Origin of the sequence: Mesorhizobium sp. M2A.F.Ca.ET.039.01.1.1, from assembly GCF_003998035.1 — a bacterium.
Classification (GTDB): Bacteria; Pseudomonadota; Alphaproteobacteria; order Rhizobiales; family Rhizobiaceae; genus Mesorhizobium.
The window spans coordinates 1-15,160 of record NZ_RZRY01000080.1 but is presented as its reverse complement, the minus strand read 5'-3'; the positions used below and the strand labels follow the sequence as shown (position 1 = coordinate 15,160).

Annotated in this window: 12 protein-coding genes; 7 read left to right on the top strand and 5 right to left on the bottom strand. The window is 65.8% G+C overall.

Features of this window, described 5'->3' with window-relative positions; genetic code table 11:
* The 7 genes from EOA24_RS09295 to EOA24_RS09265 all read left to right on the top strand — a co-directional run.
* On the top strand, nt 1–679 hold a 679-nt coding region (locus EOA24_RS09295; RefSeq protein WP_133374482.1), incomplete at its 5' end, for an SDR family oxidoreductase.
* On the top strand, nt 676–2,211 hold the full coding sequence (locus tag EOA24_RS09290; RefSeq protein ID WP_245466937.1) for a mannitol dehydrogenase family protein: 1,536 nt from the start codon (nt 676–678) through the stop codon (nt 2,209–2,211). The genes EOA24_RS09295 and EOA24_RS09290, both read left to right, overlap by 4 nt.
* Before the next feature lie 19 nt (nt 2,212–2,230).
* Entirely contained in the window at nt 2,231–3,142 is a 912-nt protein-coding gene (locus EOA24_RS09285) for a sugar phosphate isomerase/epimerase (RefSeq protein ID WP_126081250.1), read from the top strand.
* An 89-nt stretch (nt 3,143–3,231) separates the two neighbouring features.
* Entirely contained in the window at nt 3,232–4,266 is a 1,035-nt protein-coding gene (locus EOA24_RS09280) for an ABC transporter substrate-binding protein (protein WP_126081249.1), read from the top strand.
* 200 nt (nt 4,267–4,466) lie between these two features.
* Nucleotides 4,467–6,011 (top strand): sugar ABC transporter ATP-binding protein, encoded by a 1,545-nt coding sequence (locus EOA24_RS09275; RefSeq protein WP_127409757.1) that lies wholly within the window; start codon nt 4,467–4,469, stop codon nt 6,009–6,011.
* Nucleotides 6,008–6,994 carry an ABC transporter permease gene (locus EOA24_RS09270; RefSeq protein ID WP_126081247.1) on the top strand — a complete coding sequence of 329 codons (987 nt, stop codon included), beginning with the start codon at nt 6,008–6,010 and terminating at the stop codon, nt 6,992–6,994. The genes EOA24_RS09275 and EOA24_RS09270 overlap by 4 nt, the downstream gene beginning before the upstream one ends.
* Nucleotides 6,991–7,977, top strand: coding sequence for an ABC transporter permease (locus EOA24_RS09265; RefSeq protein WP_126081246.1), 987 nt, complete (start codon nt 6,991–6,993; stop codon nt 7,975–7,977). The genes EOA24_RS09270 and EOA24_RS09265 overlap by 4 nt, the downstream gene beginning before the upstream one ends.
* 113 nt (nt 7,978–8,090) lie before the next feature.
* Here the strand turns inward: EOA24_RS09265 and EOA24_RS09260 are convergent, their stop codons facing one another.
* The 5 genes from EOA24_RS09260 to EOA24_RS41520 form a co-directional block, all read right to left on the bottom strand.
* Nucleotides 8,091–10,760 (bottom strand): nitrate reductase, encoded by a 2,670-nt coding sequence (locus EOA24_RS09260; protein ID WP_126081245.1) that lies wholly within the window; start codon nt 10,758–10,760, stop codon nt 8,091–8,093.
* 3 nt (nt 10,761–10,763) lie between these two features.
* The gene (nirD, locus tag EOA24_RS09255; protein WP_126081244.1) at nt 10,764–11,093 is read right to left on the bottom strand and encodes a nitrite reductase small subunit NirD; all 330 of its coding nucleotides are present in this window, start codon (nt 11,091–11,093) and stop codon (nt 10,764–10,766) included.
* Nucleotides 11,094–11,113: 20 nt separating this feature from the next.
* Nucleotides 11,114–13,564: a nitrite reductase large subunit NirB gene (nirB, locus tag EOA24_RS09250; RefSeq protein ID WP_126081243.1), complete on the bottom strand. Its 2,451-nt coding sequence runs from the start codon at nt 13,562–13,564 to the stop codon at nt 11,114–11,116.
* Between the two features lie 12 nt (nt 13,565–13,576).
* Entirely contained in the window at nt 13,577–14,878 is a 1,302-nt protein-coding gene (locus EOA24_RS09245) for a nitrate/nitrite transporter (RefSeq protein WP_127409756.1), read from the bottom strand.
* Between the two features lie 62 nt (nt 14,879–14,940).
* Nucleotides 14,941–15,108, bottom strand: coding sequence for a hypothetical protein (locus tag EOA24_RS41520; protein WP_189353893.1), 168 nt, complete (start codon nt 15,106–15,108; stop codon nt 14,941–14,943).
* Between the last annotated feature and the right edge of the window lie 52 nt (nt 15,109–15,160).

Genomic DNA, 15,160 nt, shown 5'->3' with positions numbered 1-15,160 from the left:
GCTGATCACCGGCCGGGACCAGAAGCGCGGCGATGCTGTCGCCGCCGAGCTCACGGCCATGGGCGCTGCTGCCGTCTTCGCTGCGGCCGATCTCGGCGATCCCGAAGCCCCGGCGCGGTTGGCCGGGGCCTGCATTGAACGCTTCGGCCGCATCGACGGTCTCGTCAACGCCGCCGGCCTCACCGATCGCGCGTCCTTCACCGACGCCACGTTCGACGATTGGGCGTCGCTGTTTGCGGTCAACGCCCGCGCGCCCTTCTTCCTCATGCAGGCGGCGATCGCCGACATGAAGAAGCGCGGACAGGGCGGCGCTATCGTCAACATCCTGTCGATCAACGCGCATTGCGGCACGCCGGAGCTTGCCGTCTATTCCGCCACCAAGGGCGCTCTGGCGACGCTGACCAAGAACGCCGCCAACGCCCACCGCTTCGACAGCATCCGCGTCAACGGCATCAATGTCGGCTGGACCGACACTCCGGCCGAACGGATCATGCAGGCCGACACGCTCGGCCAGGGTTCGGGCTGGCTCGACGCCGCCAATGCGACGCAGCCCTTCGGCCGGCTGTTCTCCGTGACCGACATAGCCAATCTTGCCGTCTTCCTGCTCTCCGACGCCGCCGGTCCGATGACCGGCACGCTGGTCGATCAAGAGCAATGGGTGATCGGAGCCAACCGGTGAGCGCGTCATCGCCCGAAAGCCTCAGCCCTGCCCTGCTCGGCCGCTTGCCATCCGAAGGCCGCAAGCCGGCTTACGATCGCAGGGCGTTGAGGCCCGGCATCGCCCATATCGGCGTCGGCGCCTTCCACCGCTGCCATCAGGCCGAATACACCGACGACCTGCTGGCGAAGGATTTCGACCGCTGGGGACTGATCGGCATCAACGTCCGCCCTCCCTTGCTTGCCGATACGCTCGGCCGGCAAGGCGGCCTTTACACGCGGCTCCTCCGCCAGAACGACGAAGTCGAGGCGCGTATCATCGGCAGCATCGTGCGCGTCGTCGACAGCCAGGAGAGTGCCGCGCCGGCGCTGGAGGTGCTCGCCTCGCCCGAGATCGAGATGGTCACCATGACGGTGACCGAGAAAGGCTATTGCCACATCCCGTCGAGCGGCGCGCTCGACCTTGACCATCCCGATATTGTCCACGATCTCGCCAATCCGGAAACGCCACGCAGCGTGCCCGGCATCCTGGCACAGGCGCTGGAACTGCGCATAGCCACGCATGGCCGCCCGGTGACGCTGCTGTCCTGCGACAACATCCCCACCAACGGCACCATTCTTGGCAATGTCGTGCGTGCGTTCGCAGAGCGGCGCGGCGGCAAGCTGGCGGACTGGATCGAAGCCAATGTCGCCTTCCCTTCGGCCATGGTCGACCGCATCGCGCCGGCGACGACCGCGGCCGATATCGATACGGTCGAGCAGCGCTATGGCTACCATGACAGCGCCCTCGTGGTCGGCGAGCGTTTCCGCCAATGGGTGATCGAGAACCGCTTCGCCGGACGCGTGCCGCGCTGGGACCTTGTCGGCGCGGCCTTCGTCGACGATGTCACGCCGTTCGAGCATCTCAAGATGCGGGTGCTGAACGGCGCCCAGACGACGCTCAGCTATCTCGGGGTTTTGGGCGGTTTCGAACATACGTTCGAGGCGATAGCCAACCCGCTTCTGGCAGGCTTCGTCCGCCGCATGCTGACCGAGGAAACACTGCCGACGCTGATGCCGGTCCCCGGCATTGCGCCGGCGGCCTATGTCGAGCAGAGCCTGTCGCGCCTCACCAACTCGGCGATTCGCCACCGCAATCACCAGATCGCCACCGACGGCTCGCAGAAGATCGTGCAGCGCCTGCTCAACCCGATCCGCGACCGCCTGGTGAAGGGTGGGAGCATCGAGCTTCTTTCGGTTCCCGTGGCAGGCTGGATGGCCTATCTGATCAAGGCATCGGCGCGCTTCGGCCGCGCCTGGCAGGTGTCCGACCCCTTCGCCGGCAGGATCGCGGCGATCGCCGACCGCGTTGGTTCGGACAGCAAACTGCTCGCCGACGCGATCTTGGCAATCGACGCTATCTTCGACCCGTCCTTGGCCGCCAACGCGACTTTCCGCGCGCATGTCGTCGCCGGCCTCGACGGCCTGCTCTCGAACGATCCGATGGGCTTCGTCAGACAAGTCTGCTCTGGGCCAACAGAGGCGCCATTGAACCAGCCGGCTCGATCTGCATAGTTTGGTATTGGGAGGCATCATGAAACTTGGACTGCTCACGGCACCATTTCCGGATACTGCTCTCGGCGACGTCGCCGATTGGGCGCGTTCGGCCGGTTTCGAGGCGCTGGAAATCGCCTGCTGGCCGAAGACTTCCGGGGCCAGCCGCCGCTATGCCGGCACCAGCCATATCGATGTGGACATCTCGGCCGCTGAAGCCAAGGATATTGCCGCCGGGCTTGCCGGCAAGGGCCTGGCCATCTCGGGCCTCGGCTTCTATCCCAACCCGCTCCATCCCGACCGGGCGCATCGCGAGGCGGTGATCGGTCACCTGAAGAAGGTGATCGTGCTGGCGAGCCGCATGGGGGTCTCGCTGGTCAACACCTTCTGCGGCGGCGACGCCTCGAAGACTGTCGACGCCAATTGGGAGGACGCGCAAAAGGTCTGGCCGGCGATCATCGCCCACGCCCGCGAACACGGTGTGAAACTCGCTTTCGAGAATTGCCCGATGATCTTCAGCTATGACGAATGGCCGGGCGGGCACAACATCGCCTACTCGCCTTACGTCTGGCGCCGCATCCTCGAAGCCTGGGGCGGCGAAGTCGGCATGAATTTCGACCCCTCGCATCTCGTCTGGCAGATGATCGACAAGGAGCGCTTCATCCGCGAGTTCGGCAAGAACATGCTGCACGTGCATGCCAAGGACCTGATGATTGATCATGATGGTTTGTACGAGCGCGGAATCCTCTCGGCTGGCATAGGCTGGCAGGTGCCGCGCATGCCGGGGCTTGGGGACATCGACTGGAGCAGGATTTTTTCGGGCCTCTACCGGGCCGGATATGACGGCCCGGTCATCATCGAGCATGAGGACCGGCGCTTCGAGGGGACGGATGAAAAGGTCAAGCGCGGCTTCCTGCTTGCCCGCGACGTGCTGCACCCCTTCGTCAAATGACGAAAAGCTTGGCGCCGACCATGTCGGCGCCCTGGAACTGAGCTGAACAATCGACTGAACTGAAAAGATCAATGTGGAGGAGTACTGACATGAAAAGACATCTGACCGTGGCCTCGCTACTTGCCGGCGCCGCCTTGCTCGCCTCGGTAGGCGCCTCGGCCGCCGCCGGCAAATACACGATCGGCATTTCCAACACAGTGCAGGGCAATGGCTGGCGCGAGGAGATGATCTGCGCGATGAAGGCGCAGGCGCTCGCTTCCGGTGAAGTGGCGAAGCTCAACATCGCTCACCGCAACACCGACGCCGCCGGCCAGCTCGAGGACATCCGCAACCTGATCAGCGCCAAGGTCGACGCCATTGTCGTCAACCCGGCCGATCCGGCCGGCATCAAGGCAGGCCTCGAGGAAGCCACCAAGGCCGGCATCGTCGTCGTCGCTGTCGACCAGGCGGTGACCGAACCGTCCGCCTACATCATCTCCAACAACCAGGAACAGTATGCCTATCTCGGCGCCAAGTGGCTGTTCCAGCAGATGGGCGGCAAGGGCGAGGTGTTCTATATGCGCGGCGCCGCCGGCGCTTCGGCCGACTCTGACCGCGACAAAGGTTTCAAGAAGGCGCTCGCCGAATTCCCCGATGTGAAGGTCGCGCAGGAAGTCTTCACCGGCTGGCAGCAGGACCAGGCCAAGCAGCAGATCCTGTCCTTCCTCGCCACCGGCACGCCGATCAACGGCATCTGGACCTCCGGCATCGACAACGTAATCGTCGACGCGCTGGTCGAGCAGCAGGCGCCGATGGTGCCGGTCGTGGGCGCCGACAATGCCGGCTTCGTCGGCCAGTTGAGCTCGGTCAAGGACCTGGTCGGCGCGGCCGTCACCAATCCCGGCTCGATCGGCGGCGCGGGCGTGACGCTCGCGCTGCAGATCCTCGACGGCAAGAAGCCGGCGCAGCAGACCGTCCTGGTCGAGCCGCAGCTCTGGGAGAACGCCACCGAGGAAGGCAAGGCCAAGCTGAAGAGCGTCGTCGACCCCTCGCTCAGCCCCGAATGGCCGGTCTCGATCTCCATCCCGGACTGGACGACCTACACCAAGGACCAGATCGTGGCCTGCAAGGGCCCGGGCGAGTAAGGGCCTGATCCGAACGCAAGCGCAGGGCGCCGGACCAAGGTCTGGCGTCCTTGCCATTTGATCTGGCACGCATAGTTTGAGCCTTCGAGCAATTCCAGGAAAAGTGTGAGCGGTTTTCCGTCCGGAATTGCGTAAAAACAAAAGGATAGAGCGGTTCGCCGTTTCCTTGAAACGGTGAAACGCTCCAGATCGAGAACGCTTTGACCACCAGCCCTCTCCTCGACGCCACCGGCGTGGCTAAGAATTACGGCGCGGTTGCCGCGCTACGCAACGCTTCGCTGTCCGTGCTGCCGGGTGAGGTCCACGCGCTGATGGGCGCCAACGGCGCCGGCAAGTCGACGCTGGTGAAGATCCTGACCGGGGCGATAAAGGCGGATGCAGGGCGCATCCTGATCCGCGGCCAGCAGCTCGATGTCCGCTCCCCCGCGGCCGCCCGCCGCGCCGGGCTGCTGCCGGTCTATCAGGAACCGTCGCTGATTCCGGATCTCGACGTCCTCTCCAATCTCAGGCTCACCGGCACGCCGGTCGAGCCCTTCCGCGCATGGGTGCGCGAGCTCGGCATTCCCGACCTCGACATCCGCGAGACGGCCCGCCATATCCCTCTGGCCATCCTGCGCGTGCTCGACCTGGCGCGCGCTCTGGCCGTCGAGCCCGACGTGCTGCTGCTCGACGAGATGACCGCGGCGCTGCCGGCGAACCTCGCCGAGAAAGTGCTGGAAGTCGTGCGCCGCCAGGGTGACGCCGGCCGCTCGGTCATCTTCATCTCGCACCGTTTCGTCGAGATCTCCGCGCTCTGCGACCGCGCCACCGTGCTGCGCGACGGCTCCACCGTCGGCGTCGTCGACATCGAGCCGGGCGTCGAGGAAGGAATAGTCGAGATGATGCTCGGCACCCGCATCGAGAAGACGCGCGTCGCCGCGCGAGCGGCGAATGATGTGGCGGTTGCGGCCGGCGGCCGTCCGCGCCTGTCCGTCCGCAACCTGCAGCTCGGCACCAAGCTCAACGACGTCTCCTTCGATCTCGCCAATGGCGAGGTCGTCGGCGTCTTCGCGCTCGAGGGCCAGGGCCAGGACGAGCTCTTCGCAGCGCTTGCCGGCTCGATCCGCCCGACCGGCGGCACGATCGACGTCGACGGCGCGCCGGTGAAATTCTCGCATCCGAGCGACGCCATCCAGGCCGGCATCGCCTATGTGCCCGGCGACCGCACCGAGGCCTTGGCCTTGCAGCGTTCGGTGCGCGAGAACATCGCGCTGCCCTTCAGCGCCGGGCTGCGCAAATGGGGGCCGATCCGCATGCGGCGCGAGGAGTTTGTGGTTTCCGGCGCCATCGGCAGGCTGCAGATCGACACCCGCGCCCAGGGCGAGGTGCAGCGCCTTTCCGGCGGCAACCAGCAGAAGGTGACCATCGCCCGCTGGATCGCTGCCATCGCCCGCACCATCCTCTGCTTCGACCCGACCCGCGGCATCGATGTCGGCACCAAGCAGGAAATCTACAAGCTGCTGCGCGAGCTCGCTGGCCAAGGCAAGTCGGTATTGTTCTACACCTCCGAGATGGAGGAGGTGCAGCGCGTCTGCGACCGTGTCATCGTCATCTTCGGCGGCCGTGTCGTCGACACCTTCCCGGTGGAAGAGGCCGATGAAGCGGCATTGATGCGCGCAGCTTACGGCCTGCCGCGCGGCGCTAGGGCCGATGTCGGCATCCTTGCCGAGGTCAAACCCGCTTCCGATGCGGAGGTCGCGCCATGAGCCGCTTCCTCCGCAACCAGGGCTGGGTCGCCGGCCTCTTTGCCCTGCTGATCTTCCTCTTCGTCGTCACCAAGCTGATCCAGCCCGGCTATGGCAGCGGCGACTTCGGCTCGCTGGCGCGGGCGGTTCTGCCTTACGCCTTCGCCGTCGCCGCTCAGACCGTCGTCGTCATCGCCGGCGGCATTGACCTTTCGGTCGCCGCTATGATGGCGCTGACGAGCGTGACCGCAGCCTCGATGATGAACGGCGCCAGCGAGGAATATGCGCTCTTCGTCGTGCCCTTCGTGCTGGCCATGGGGCTGGTGCTCGGCGCGCTGAACGGTATCCTCATCGTCGTGACCCGCGTGCCCGACATCGTCGTCACGCTTGCCATGCTGTTCGTGCTGCAGGGCGCGGCGCTCCTCGTGCTCGGCGCTCCGGGAGGCGCGGCCGCCGAATGGCTGAAGGCCAGCGTCATCGGCACGGTGCCGGTCCCCGGCCTGCCGGATTGGGCCGACGCCTGGGTGCCGAAGGCGCTGGTGCTGCTCGTCGTCTGCCTCTGCATCGTGTGGATTCCGCTCAGGCGCTCACGCCTCGGCCTATCCATCTACGCCATCGGCAGCAACGAGCTTGCCGCCTTCCGCAGCGGCGTGCCGGTGGCCAGCACCAGGATCATCGCCTATGCGCTCTCCGGTCTGTTTGCGGCGCTCGGCGGCCTGTCGCTCACCATCAGCACCGGCATCGGCGCGCCGATACCCGGGCCTTATCTGCTCGCCAGCGTCGCCGCGGTGGTGCTGGGCGGCGTCGCGCTCGGCGGCGGCAAGGGCGGCCTGCTCGGGCCGATCATCGCCGTCTTCGTGCTGCGGCTGGTGCGCACCGACCTGACGCTTCTGGCCATCGATCCGAACGTCACCGCCATCATCGAAGGTTTGATCATGGTCGCGGTCGTGATGTTCGGCGCCTTCATCACCATGCGAAGCCGTCCGGCAGGAGCAACGCCATGACCGACATCGCGACCATGCCCCGGCCCGTCTCGTTCGGCCGCCGCCTGAAGCGCTTCATGGCGGACCGGCCGCTGATCCCTTTGATCATCCTCTTGATCATCCTCGTGGTGATCCTGCAGATCCTGCGCCCCGGCATCGTCAACGAGCGCTGGCTCGCCAACACGGCGAAGTTCGCCATTCCGCTGGCGATCCTCGCCGGCTGCCAGAGCATGACCATGCTGACCGGCGGCATCGACCTTTCCGTCGGCACGGTGGCGACGATGAGCGCCTTCATCATGGCCACCCAGATCGTCAACCAGGATCCGGCTGTGGCTTTCCTGCTGGCCATGCTGCCCGCCGTGCTGATCGGCCTCGTCAACGGCATCGGCGTCGGCGTGTTCCGGGTGCATCCGCTGATCATGACGCTCGGCACCAGCCTGATCGGCACCGGCTTCCTGCAGGTCTACCAGCGCACCGTGATCGCGTCGGGCGCGAAAATCCCGGATTTCCTCAACTGGCTGGGCACCGGCCTCACCTACGGTTTTCCCAATGCGCTTCTCCTGTTCGTGCCGGTGGCCGTGCTGATCGTCTTCATGCTGAACCGTACCGGCTTCGGCCGCCTGCTCTATGCCGTCGGCGACAATGAGCGCGCCGCGCGCCTGTCCGGCGTCCGCTACTGGCAGGTGATCACCGCGCTCTACATCCTCTCCAGCCTGCTCGCCGGCATCACCGGCCTGCTCTATATCGGCCTGATCAAGGCGCCTTCGCTGTCGCTCGCCGAACCGCTGGTGCTGCCTTCGGTGGCCGCGGCCGTCATCGGCGGCACCTCGATCTTCGGCGGCCGCGGCGGCTATACCGGCACCATCATCGGCGCGCTGATCCTGACCGTGCTGACGACGCTGCTCACCATCCTGCAGATGCCCGAAGGCGGCCGCCGCATCCTGTTCGGCTTCATCGTGCTATTCGTGACGGCGGCCTATCTGCGCATCGTCGAGGACCGCTAGAGCAAATCCAGGAAAAGTGTGAGCGGTTTTCCGTCCGGAGTTGCGTAAAAATAAGAAGATAAACCATTTCACCGTTTCGGTAAAACGGTGAAATGGTTTAGCCGGCGCACGGCTCACTCCGCCGCCTGCACCTGGCGGGCGCCGATGATCGCACGTATCTCGGAGCGGCAGGAGCCGCAATTGGTGCCCGCGCGCAACGTCTCGCCGATGGCCTCAAGGCTGTCGCATCCCGAAGCAACCGCCGACGCGATTTGGTTGGCGCCGACATGGAAGCATGCGCACACGACCCGCCCAATAGGCGGCATGGGCACGGGCGAGCGGCCGGATAGAAGCGCGTGGCGGTCGGCCGTCGACAGCTTCTGGCGCGTGGCGAGCAGGGACACCAGCCAGTCGCGCGCCGGCAGTTGGTCTGGAGCGGCGACCAGCAAGGCCTCGGCCATGGCGCCGCCATCGTCGATGGCCGCCGCGCGATAGGCGAGCCCGCGGCGATCGGTGTATTCGAGCAACTGGTCCCGCCGTTTGACGCCCAGCAGCTTGCGCGCCAGGAGGATCCCCTGGTCCGGCGGCTCGGTTCCAGTCAGTTCATAGACCCAGCCGCCATCGACCGCATGCCGGCTCCAGTGGACGAAACCTGTCGGCCGCAGATCACGGCGTGTGATGAGCACGCCGGCCCAGCCGGTCTCTTCCCGCACGATCCTGACTGGAACATGCTTGAGCTCCGGTTGGCCGGAATGCGGATCGGTGACCGGCGAGGACAGCAGACCGGCCGCGGCCCTGGCCGCGAACTGTCCGCTCCAGTGCATGGGCAGGAAAGCATGGCCACGCCGCTGCGAGTCGGCCACGCGTACTCTCGCCCGAACGAAGCCGAAGCGGGTTGAAAGCTGGGCGAGGTCGCCATCCTTTAGGTGTCGCGCGGCCGCATCGGCCGGATGAAGATCGACCGCCGGCTCCGGCACGTTAGCCATCAAACGCGGCACATTCCCGGTGCGCGTCATGGTGTGCCACTGATCGCGCAGCCGGCCGGTGTTCAGGGCAAGTGGATAGTCGGCATCGACGCTGAAGGCCGTTGCCTCCTGCCGCACCGCCACGAAGCGCGCGCGGCCGTCGGGCGTCGGAAAACGACCGTCGCCAAACAATCTCGTCTGGTGCTCGCCTCGATCCGACGTGGGCCAAAGACGCGGCGCGAAGGTTGAATAGTCTTCATCGGTAAGATCAGCAAAGCCGCCGAGATCGAATAGGCGCTCGCCCCCGTTCTCGAAGGCGGAGAGCGCCGCATGCTCGCGGAAAATCTCGGCCGGCGCCCGGAAGGCGAAGGCCTCGCCAAAGCCCATGCGGGCGGCGACATCGCAGACGATGCGCCAGTCGGCTCTCGCCTCGCCCGGCGGCGGCAGGAACGGCCGCTGGCGCGAGATACGCCGTTCCGAATTGGTGACCGTGCCGTCCTTCTCGCCCCAACCAGCGGCCGGCAGCAGAACGTCGGCGCAGCGCGTGGTGTCGGTGCGGGTGACATCCGAAACGACGACGAAATCGCATTTAGCGAGCGCGGCACGCACGCGTGAAGCATCCGGCATGGAGACCGCCGGATTGGTGCCCATGACCCACAGCGCCTTGATGCGGCCGTCGGCGACCGCCTGGAACATGTCCACCGCCTTCAGGCCGACGCGGCGGGCGATGTCGGGCGCCTTCCAGAAGCGGGAGACACGATCGATGTTGGCTTCATCCGCGAAGTCCATATGCGCGGCGAGCTGATTGGCCAGGCCACCCACCTCGCGGCCGCCCATGGCGTTCGGCTGCCCGGTGACCGAGAACGGTCCCATGCCGGGCTTGCCGATGCGGCCGGTGGCGAGATGGCAATTGATGATGGCGTTGACCTTGTCGGTTCCATGCGCCGACTGGTTCACACCCTGGCTGTAGACGGTGACGGTCCGGTCAGTGTCGGCGAAGAGATCGTAGAAGGCCTGGACATCGGCGGCCGCCAATCCGCAGCCCTTCGCAATACGTGCGATCGACGGCGCATCGGCGCTGGCCAGCGCGGCCGCGGCGTCGAAGCCCGACGTGTTGTCGCGGATGAAATCGGTATCGCTCTTCCCGCTCTGGACGAGATACGCGAGCAATCCGTTGAACAACAGCACGTCCGTGCCCGGATCGAGCGCCAGATGCAGGTCGCACTCGTCGGCGGTCGCGGTGCGGCGAGGATCGATGACGACGATTTTCGTCCCACGCTCCCGGCGCGTTGCGAGCATGCGCTGGTAGAGCACCGGATGACACCAGGCGGTGTTGGAGCCGGTGAGCACGATGAGATCGGCGCACTCCAAATCCTCATAGACACCGGGAACGATGTCCTCGCCGAAAGCACGGCGGTGGCCGGCCACGGATGAGGCCATGCAAAGCCGCGAATTGGTGTCGATATTGGCCGAGCCGACAAAACCCTTCATCAGCTTGTTGGCGACGTAATAGTCCTCGGTGAGCAATTGGCCGGACACGTAGAAGGCGACCGAATCCGGCCCGTGCTCGGCGATCGCCCGCGAGAATTTTTCGGCCACGAGATCGAGCGCTTCGTCCCAACCGGCCTGCCTGCCGCCGATCTCCGGCTGAAGCAGACGGCCTTCGAGGCCGAGTGTCTCGGCGAGGGCGGAACCCTTGGAGCAGAGCCGGCCGAAATTGGCCGGGTGCTCGGGATCGCCGCGGACGGTCGTCGTACCGTCCGCGGCGACCTTGGCCAGCACGCCGCAGCCCACCCCGCAATAGGGGCAGGTGGTCCTCACCTCGCGCGCTTCCTCCATGCCTCAGGCCGCTTTTGAGGCCAGCGCTTCGAGCGCGATGAAGAGCATTTCGCCCTCGACCCTCACCGGGATCGTTCGCACCGCGCCCTCGTCGGCGCCGAGCGCCTTGCCGGTCTCCAACGAGATCACCCAATTGTGCAGCGGGCAGGTCACCGCCGCGCCATGGACGATGCCTTGGCTCAGCGGCCCGCCCTTGTGCGGGCAGTGGTCCTCGATGGCGAAGACATGGTCGTCGGCCGTTCGGAAGACCGCGATCTTGCCTTGCGGGGTGGCTACGCAGCGTGCGCCGCGGCTAGGGATTTCGGCGATGGAGCCGATGGCGATCCAGTTCATGCGGTCTCTTTCCTGTCGACTCACTCCGCCGCCTCCGCGAACCCGACCGAAGCCATCGGCCGGAACTCATGCTTGTCCTTGCCGGAGACGCGCTCCGACCACGGGTCGACCTGCGCGAATTTCTGGCTGAAGACGAAGCGCTCGTAATAGGCTTTGCGCTTCTCGGCATCGTCCAGGATCTGTTTTTTGATCTCGGCGGTGCCGATGCGCTTGGCCCATTTGTAGATGCGCTCGAGATAGCGCGCCTGCTCGCGATACATCTGGACGAGCGCCACGATCACCTCCAGCGCCTCGTCCTCGGTCTTCACGAGCCCCAGCACTTCCGTGCCCTTGATGTCGAGGCCGGCAGCGCCCGCGAAATGGATCTCGTAGCCGGAGTCGACGCAGACCACGCCGACATCCTTGCAGGTCGCCTCCGCGCAGTTGCGCGGGCATCCCGACACTGCCATCTTCACCTTGGCCGGCGTCCACGAGCCCCACATGAATTTCTCGATGCGGATGCCGAGCCCGGTCGAATCCTGCGTGCCGAAGCGGCACCAGTCGGAACCGACGCAGGTCTTCACCGTGCGCAGGCCCTTGGCATAGGCATGGCCGGAGACGAAGCCGGCCTTGCCGAGATCGGACCACACCGCCGGCAGGTCTTCCTTGCGGATGCCCAGCATGTCGATGCGCTGGCCGCCGGTGACCTTGACCATCGGGATCTCGAACTTGTCGACGACATCGGCAATGGCGCGCAATTCGTTGGCGCTGGTCACCCCGCCCCACATGCGCGGCACCACCGAATAGGTGCCATCCTTCTGGATGTTGGCGTGGACGCGCTCATTGATGAAGCGCGACTGATAGTCGTCGGCATATTGGTCGGGCCAGTCGCAGACCAGATAATAGTTGAGCGCCGGACGGCATTTGGCGCAGCCGCAGGAGGTCTTCCATTCGAGTTCCTGCATGACGGCCGGAATTGTCTTCAGGCCCTTCGCCTTGATCAGGCGCCGCACATCGTCATGACCGAGGCTCGTGCAGCTGCACATGGGCTGCACCGCCGCCGGATTGTACGCTTCGCCGAGCGTCAGCTTCAGCAGCTGTTCGACCAGACCCGTGCACGAGCCGCAGGAGGCCGAAGCTTTCGTATGCGCGCGCACATCGTCGAGGCCGGTCAGCCCCTTGGCCGAGATCGCGCCGGTGATCTTGCCCTTGCAGACGCCGTTGCAGCCGCAGATTTCCGCATCATCCGCCAGTGCCGCAACGGCCGCCAAAGGGTCCGAGGAAACGCCTCCCTGGAACGCCTGGCCGAAGATCAGCGTGTCGCGCATCTCGGAGATGTCGGTCGCCTTCTTCTTGAGGTCGTTGAACCAGGCGCCATCATCCGTCTCGCCGAACAGCACCGTGCCGATGATGCGATTGTCCTGCAGCACGAGGCGCTTGTAGATGCCAGCCGATGCGTCGCGCAGGATGATCTCCTCGCGGTCCTCGCCATCGGCGAAGTCGCCCAGCGAATAGAGGTCGATGCCGGTGACCTTGAGCTTGGTCGGCGTGTCGGAATGGACGAAGCGCCTGTCCTCGCTGTCCGCCAGCGCGGCCGCAGCGACCCGCGCCATCTCGTAGAGCGGGGCGACCAGTCCGTAGACGTGGCCGCCGACCTCGGCGCATTCGCCGAGCGCCATGATGGCAGGATCGGAGGTCCGCATGCGGTCGTCGACGACAATGCCGCGATTGACCTCGAGCCCGGCCTCCTTGGCAAGCGCGGTGCTCGGGCGGATGCCGACCGCCATCACCACCAGCGTCGCCGGGATGATCGTGCCGTCCATCAGCTCGACACCCTCGACCTTGCCGTCGCCGACAATCGCCTTGGTGTTGGCCTTGGTCATGACCTTGATGCCGCGCGCCTCGACGGCCTTCTGCAGCAGATAGCCGGCGGCCGGATCGAGCTGGCGCTCCATGAGCGTCGGCATGACGTGCAGAACCGTGACATCCATGCCGCGTTCCTTCAGCCCGGCCGCGGCTTCGAGGCCGAGGAGGCCGCCGCCGATGACGACCGCTTTGGCGCGCGACTGCGCCGCAAGCAGCATGGCGTTGACGTCATCGAGGTCGCGGTAGGTGAGCACGCCCGGCAGGTCCTTGCCCGGCACCGGAATGATGAAGGGCACCGAGCCGGTGGCGATGACCAGCCGGTCGTAGCTCTCGGTCACGCCGTGGTCCGAGGTGACGGTCTTGGCCTCCCGGTCGATGGCGACGATGCGGTGGCCCTTGTAGAGGGTGATGCCGTGCTTGATGTACCAGCCGTCGCCATGGATGACGATTTCCTCGAACGCCTTCTCGCCCGACAGGACCGGCGACAGCATGATGCGGTCGTAGTTCACGCGCGGCTCGGCGTTGAAGATGGTGACAACGTAGCGGTCGGGCGCCGCTTCCAGCAGGTGCTCCAGCATCCTGCCGGGCGCCATGCCGTTGCCGATGATGACAAGTTTTTCGCTCATGTCGCTCTCCGGTTATTCGGCGGCGTAGGAAAGGGACGATGTCTTGACGGCCGCCCGGCGCTCCATCCGGCGGATGCTGAAGTGCATCCAGACCAGGCAGGACAAGACGATCACGAAGAGCAGCATGAAGCAGCTCGACCAGACGCCGGTGAGGTCGTTCAGCGCGCCGAAGGCGATCGGCAGGATGAAGCCGCCGAGGCCGCCGATCATGCCGACCACGCCGCCGACCGCGCCGACGCTCTGCGGATAGTAGACGGGGATGTGCTTGTAGACGGCGGCCTTGCCGAGGCTCATGAAGAATCCGAGCACGGAGGCGATGGCGATGAAGGCGAGCGGGCCGATCTCGAAGTGGAACGGGATCGGCCCGCTGATGCCGCGCACCACGTAATCTGCCGAGGGGAGAGACAGAACGAGGGTCGCGACGGCAGAAACGCTGAAGGTCCAATAGAGCACGGCGCGTGCACCGATGCGGTCGGACAGCACGCCGCCATAGGCGCGGAAGATGCTTGCGGGGATCGAATAGGCGGCGCCGATCATGCCGGCGGTGGCGATGCCGAAGCCGTAGGCGCCGATCAGGTAGCGCGGCAGCCAGAGCGACAGCGCCACGAACGCGCCGAAGGCGAAGAAATAGTAGAAGGCGAAGCGCCAGACCTGCAGGTTCTTCAGCGGCGCGAATTCCTGCCAGAAGCTCCTCGTCGGCGCCGCCTTGCCGGCACGGCGTTCGCGGATGACAGGATCGTCGTTGGTGGTGAACCAGAAGACGATCGCCATGACGACTAGCGCCGCGGCCCAGATCAGCGCCACCGACTGCCAGTCCCAGGCAAGCAGCACGAGCGGCGCCAGGAACTTGGTGACCGCCGCACCGACATTGCCGACGCCGAAAATGCCGAGCGCCGTACCTTGTCTGCCGGCGGGGAAGAAGCGCGACACATAGGCGACGCCGACGGCGAAGGAGCCGCCAGCGAGACCGACGCCGAGGGCGGCAAGCAGCATCTGCTGATAGGTGTGGGCGAAAGCGAGCAGGAAGGTCGCGACCGCCGCCGCGAGCATGGTGAGCGTGTAGACCAGGCGGCCGCCATAGCGGTCGGTCCAGACGCCGAGCACCATGCGCACCAGCGATCCGGTCAGGATCGGCGTGCCGACCAGCAGGCCGAACTCGGTCTCGTTCAGCCCAAGCTCCTGCTTGATGCGCACGCCGATGATGGAAAAGATCGTCCACACCGCAAAGCAGACGGTGAAGGCGATGGTGGACATGACGAGCGCCTGCCGGGGAGCACTGTCCTGGCTTTGCGCGGCTGGGAGGTTTGCGGTCATGGTTGGCTCCGGTTTGCGGCGGCGGGCGCCGCGTGTGGTGTTGATCAGGCGTGCGGCATCGGTCAGCGCGCCGGGGCTTGCGCGGTCACATGCGAACCGTTGCCCTCGGCTTCGTGGCTGGCGGGAAACAAGAACAGCGCGGCAATGAACAGCACCGCCGTCAGCGCGCTGCTCGCCAGGACATCGCGGCGGGGGAAATCCTTGAGCGAGGGGCCGATCCGTCTGGTCATCGTCATCTCCGGTCCAAAACGAAAAAAGCTGCCGTCCAGGCCCCCTCGCGTC

Bases quoted from the DNA above. Each gene is read 5' to 3' on its own strand.
- EOA24_RS09285 (WP_126081250.1), top strand. From the start codon at position 2,231: ATGAAACTTGGACTGCTCACGGCACCATTTCCGGATACTGCTCTCGGC.
- EOA24_RS09280 (WP_126081249.1), top strand. From the start codon at position 3,232: ATGAAAAGACATCTGACCGTGGCCTCGCTACTTGCCGGCGCCGCCTTG.
- EOA24_RS09270 (WP_126081247.1), top strand. From the start codon at position 6,008: ATGAGCCGCTTCCTCCGCAACCAGGGCTGGGTCGCCGGCCTCTTTGCC.
- EOA24_RS09265 (WP_126081246.1), top strand. From the start codon at position 6,991: ATGACCGACATCGCGACCATGCCCCGGCCCGTCTCGTTCGGCCGCCGC.
- EOA24_RS09260 (WP_126081245.1), bottom strand. From the start codon at position 10,760: ATGGAGGAAGCGCGCGAGGTGAGGACCACCTGCCCCTATTGCGGGGTG.
- nirD (WP_126081244.1), bottom strand. From the start codon at position 11,093: ATGAACTGGATCGCCATCGGCTCCATCGCCGAAATCCCTAGCCGCGGC.
- nirB (WP_126081243.1), bottom strand. From the start codon at position 13,564: ATGAGCGAAAAACTTGTCATCATCGGCAACGGCATGGCGCCCGGCAGG.
- EOA24_RS09245 (WP_127409756.1), bottom strand. From the start codon at position 14,878: ATGACCGCAAACCTCCCAGCCGCGCAAAGCCAGGACAGTGCTCCCCGG.
- EOA24_RS41520 (WP_189353893.1), bottom strand. From the start codon at position 15,108: ATGACCAGACGGATCGGCCCCTCGCTCAAGGATTTCCCCCGCCGCGAT.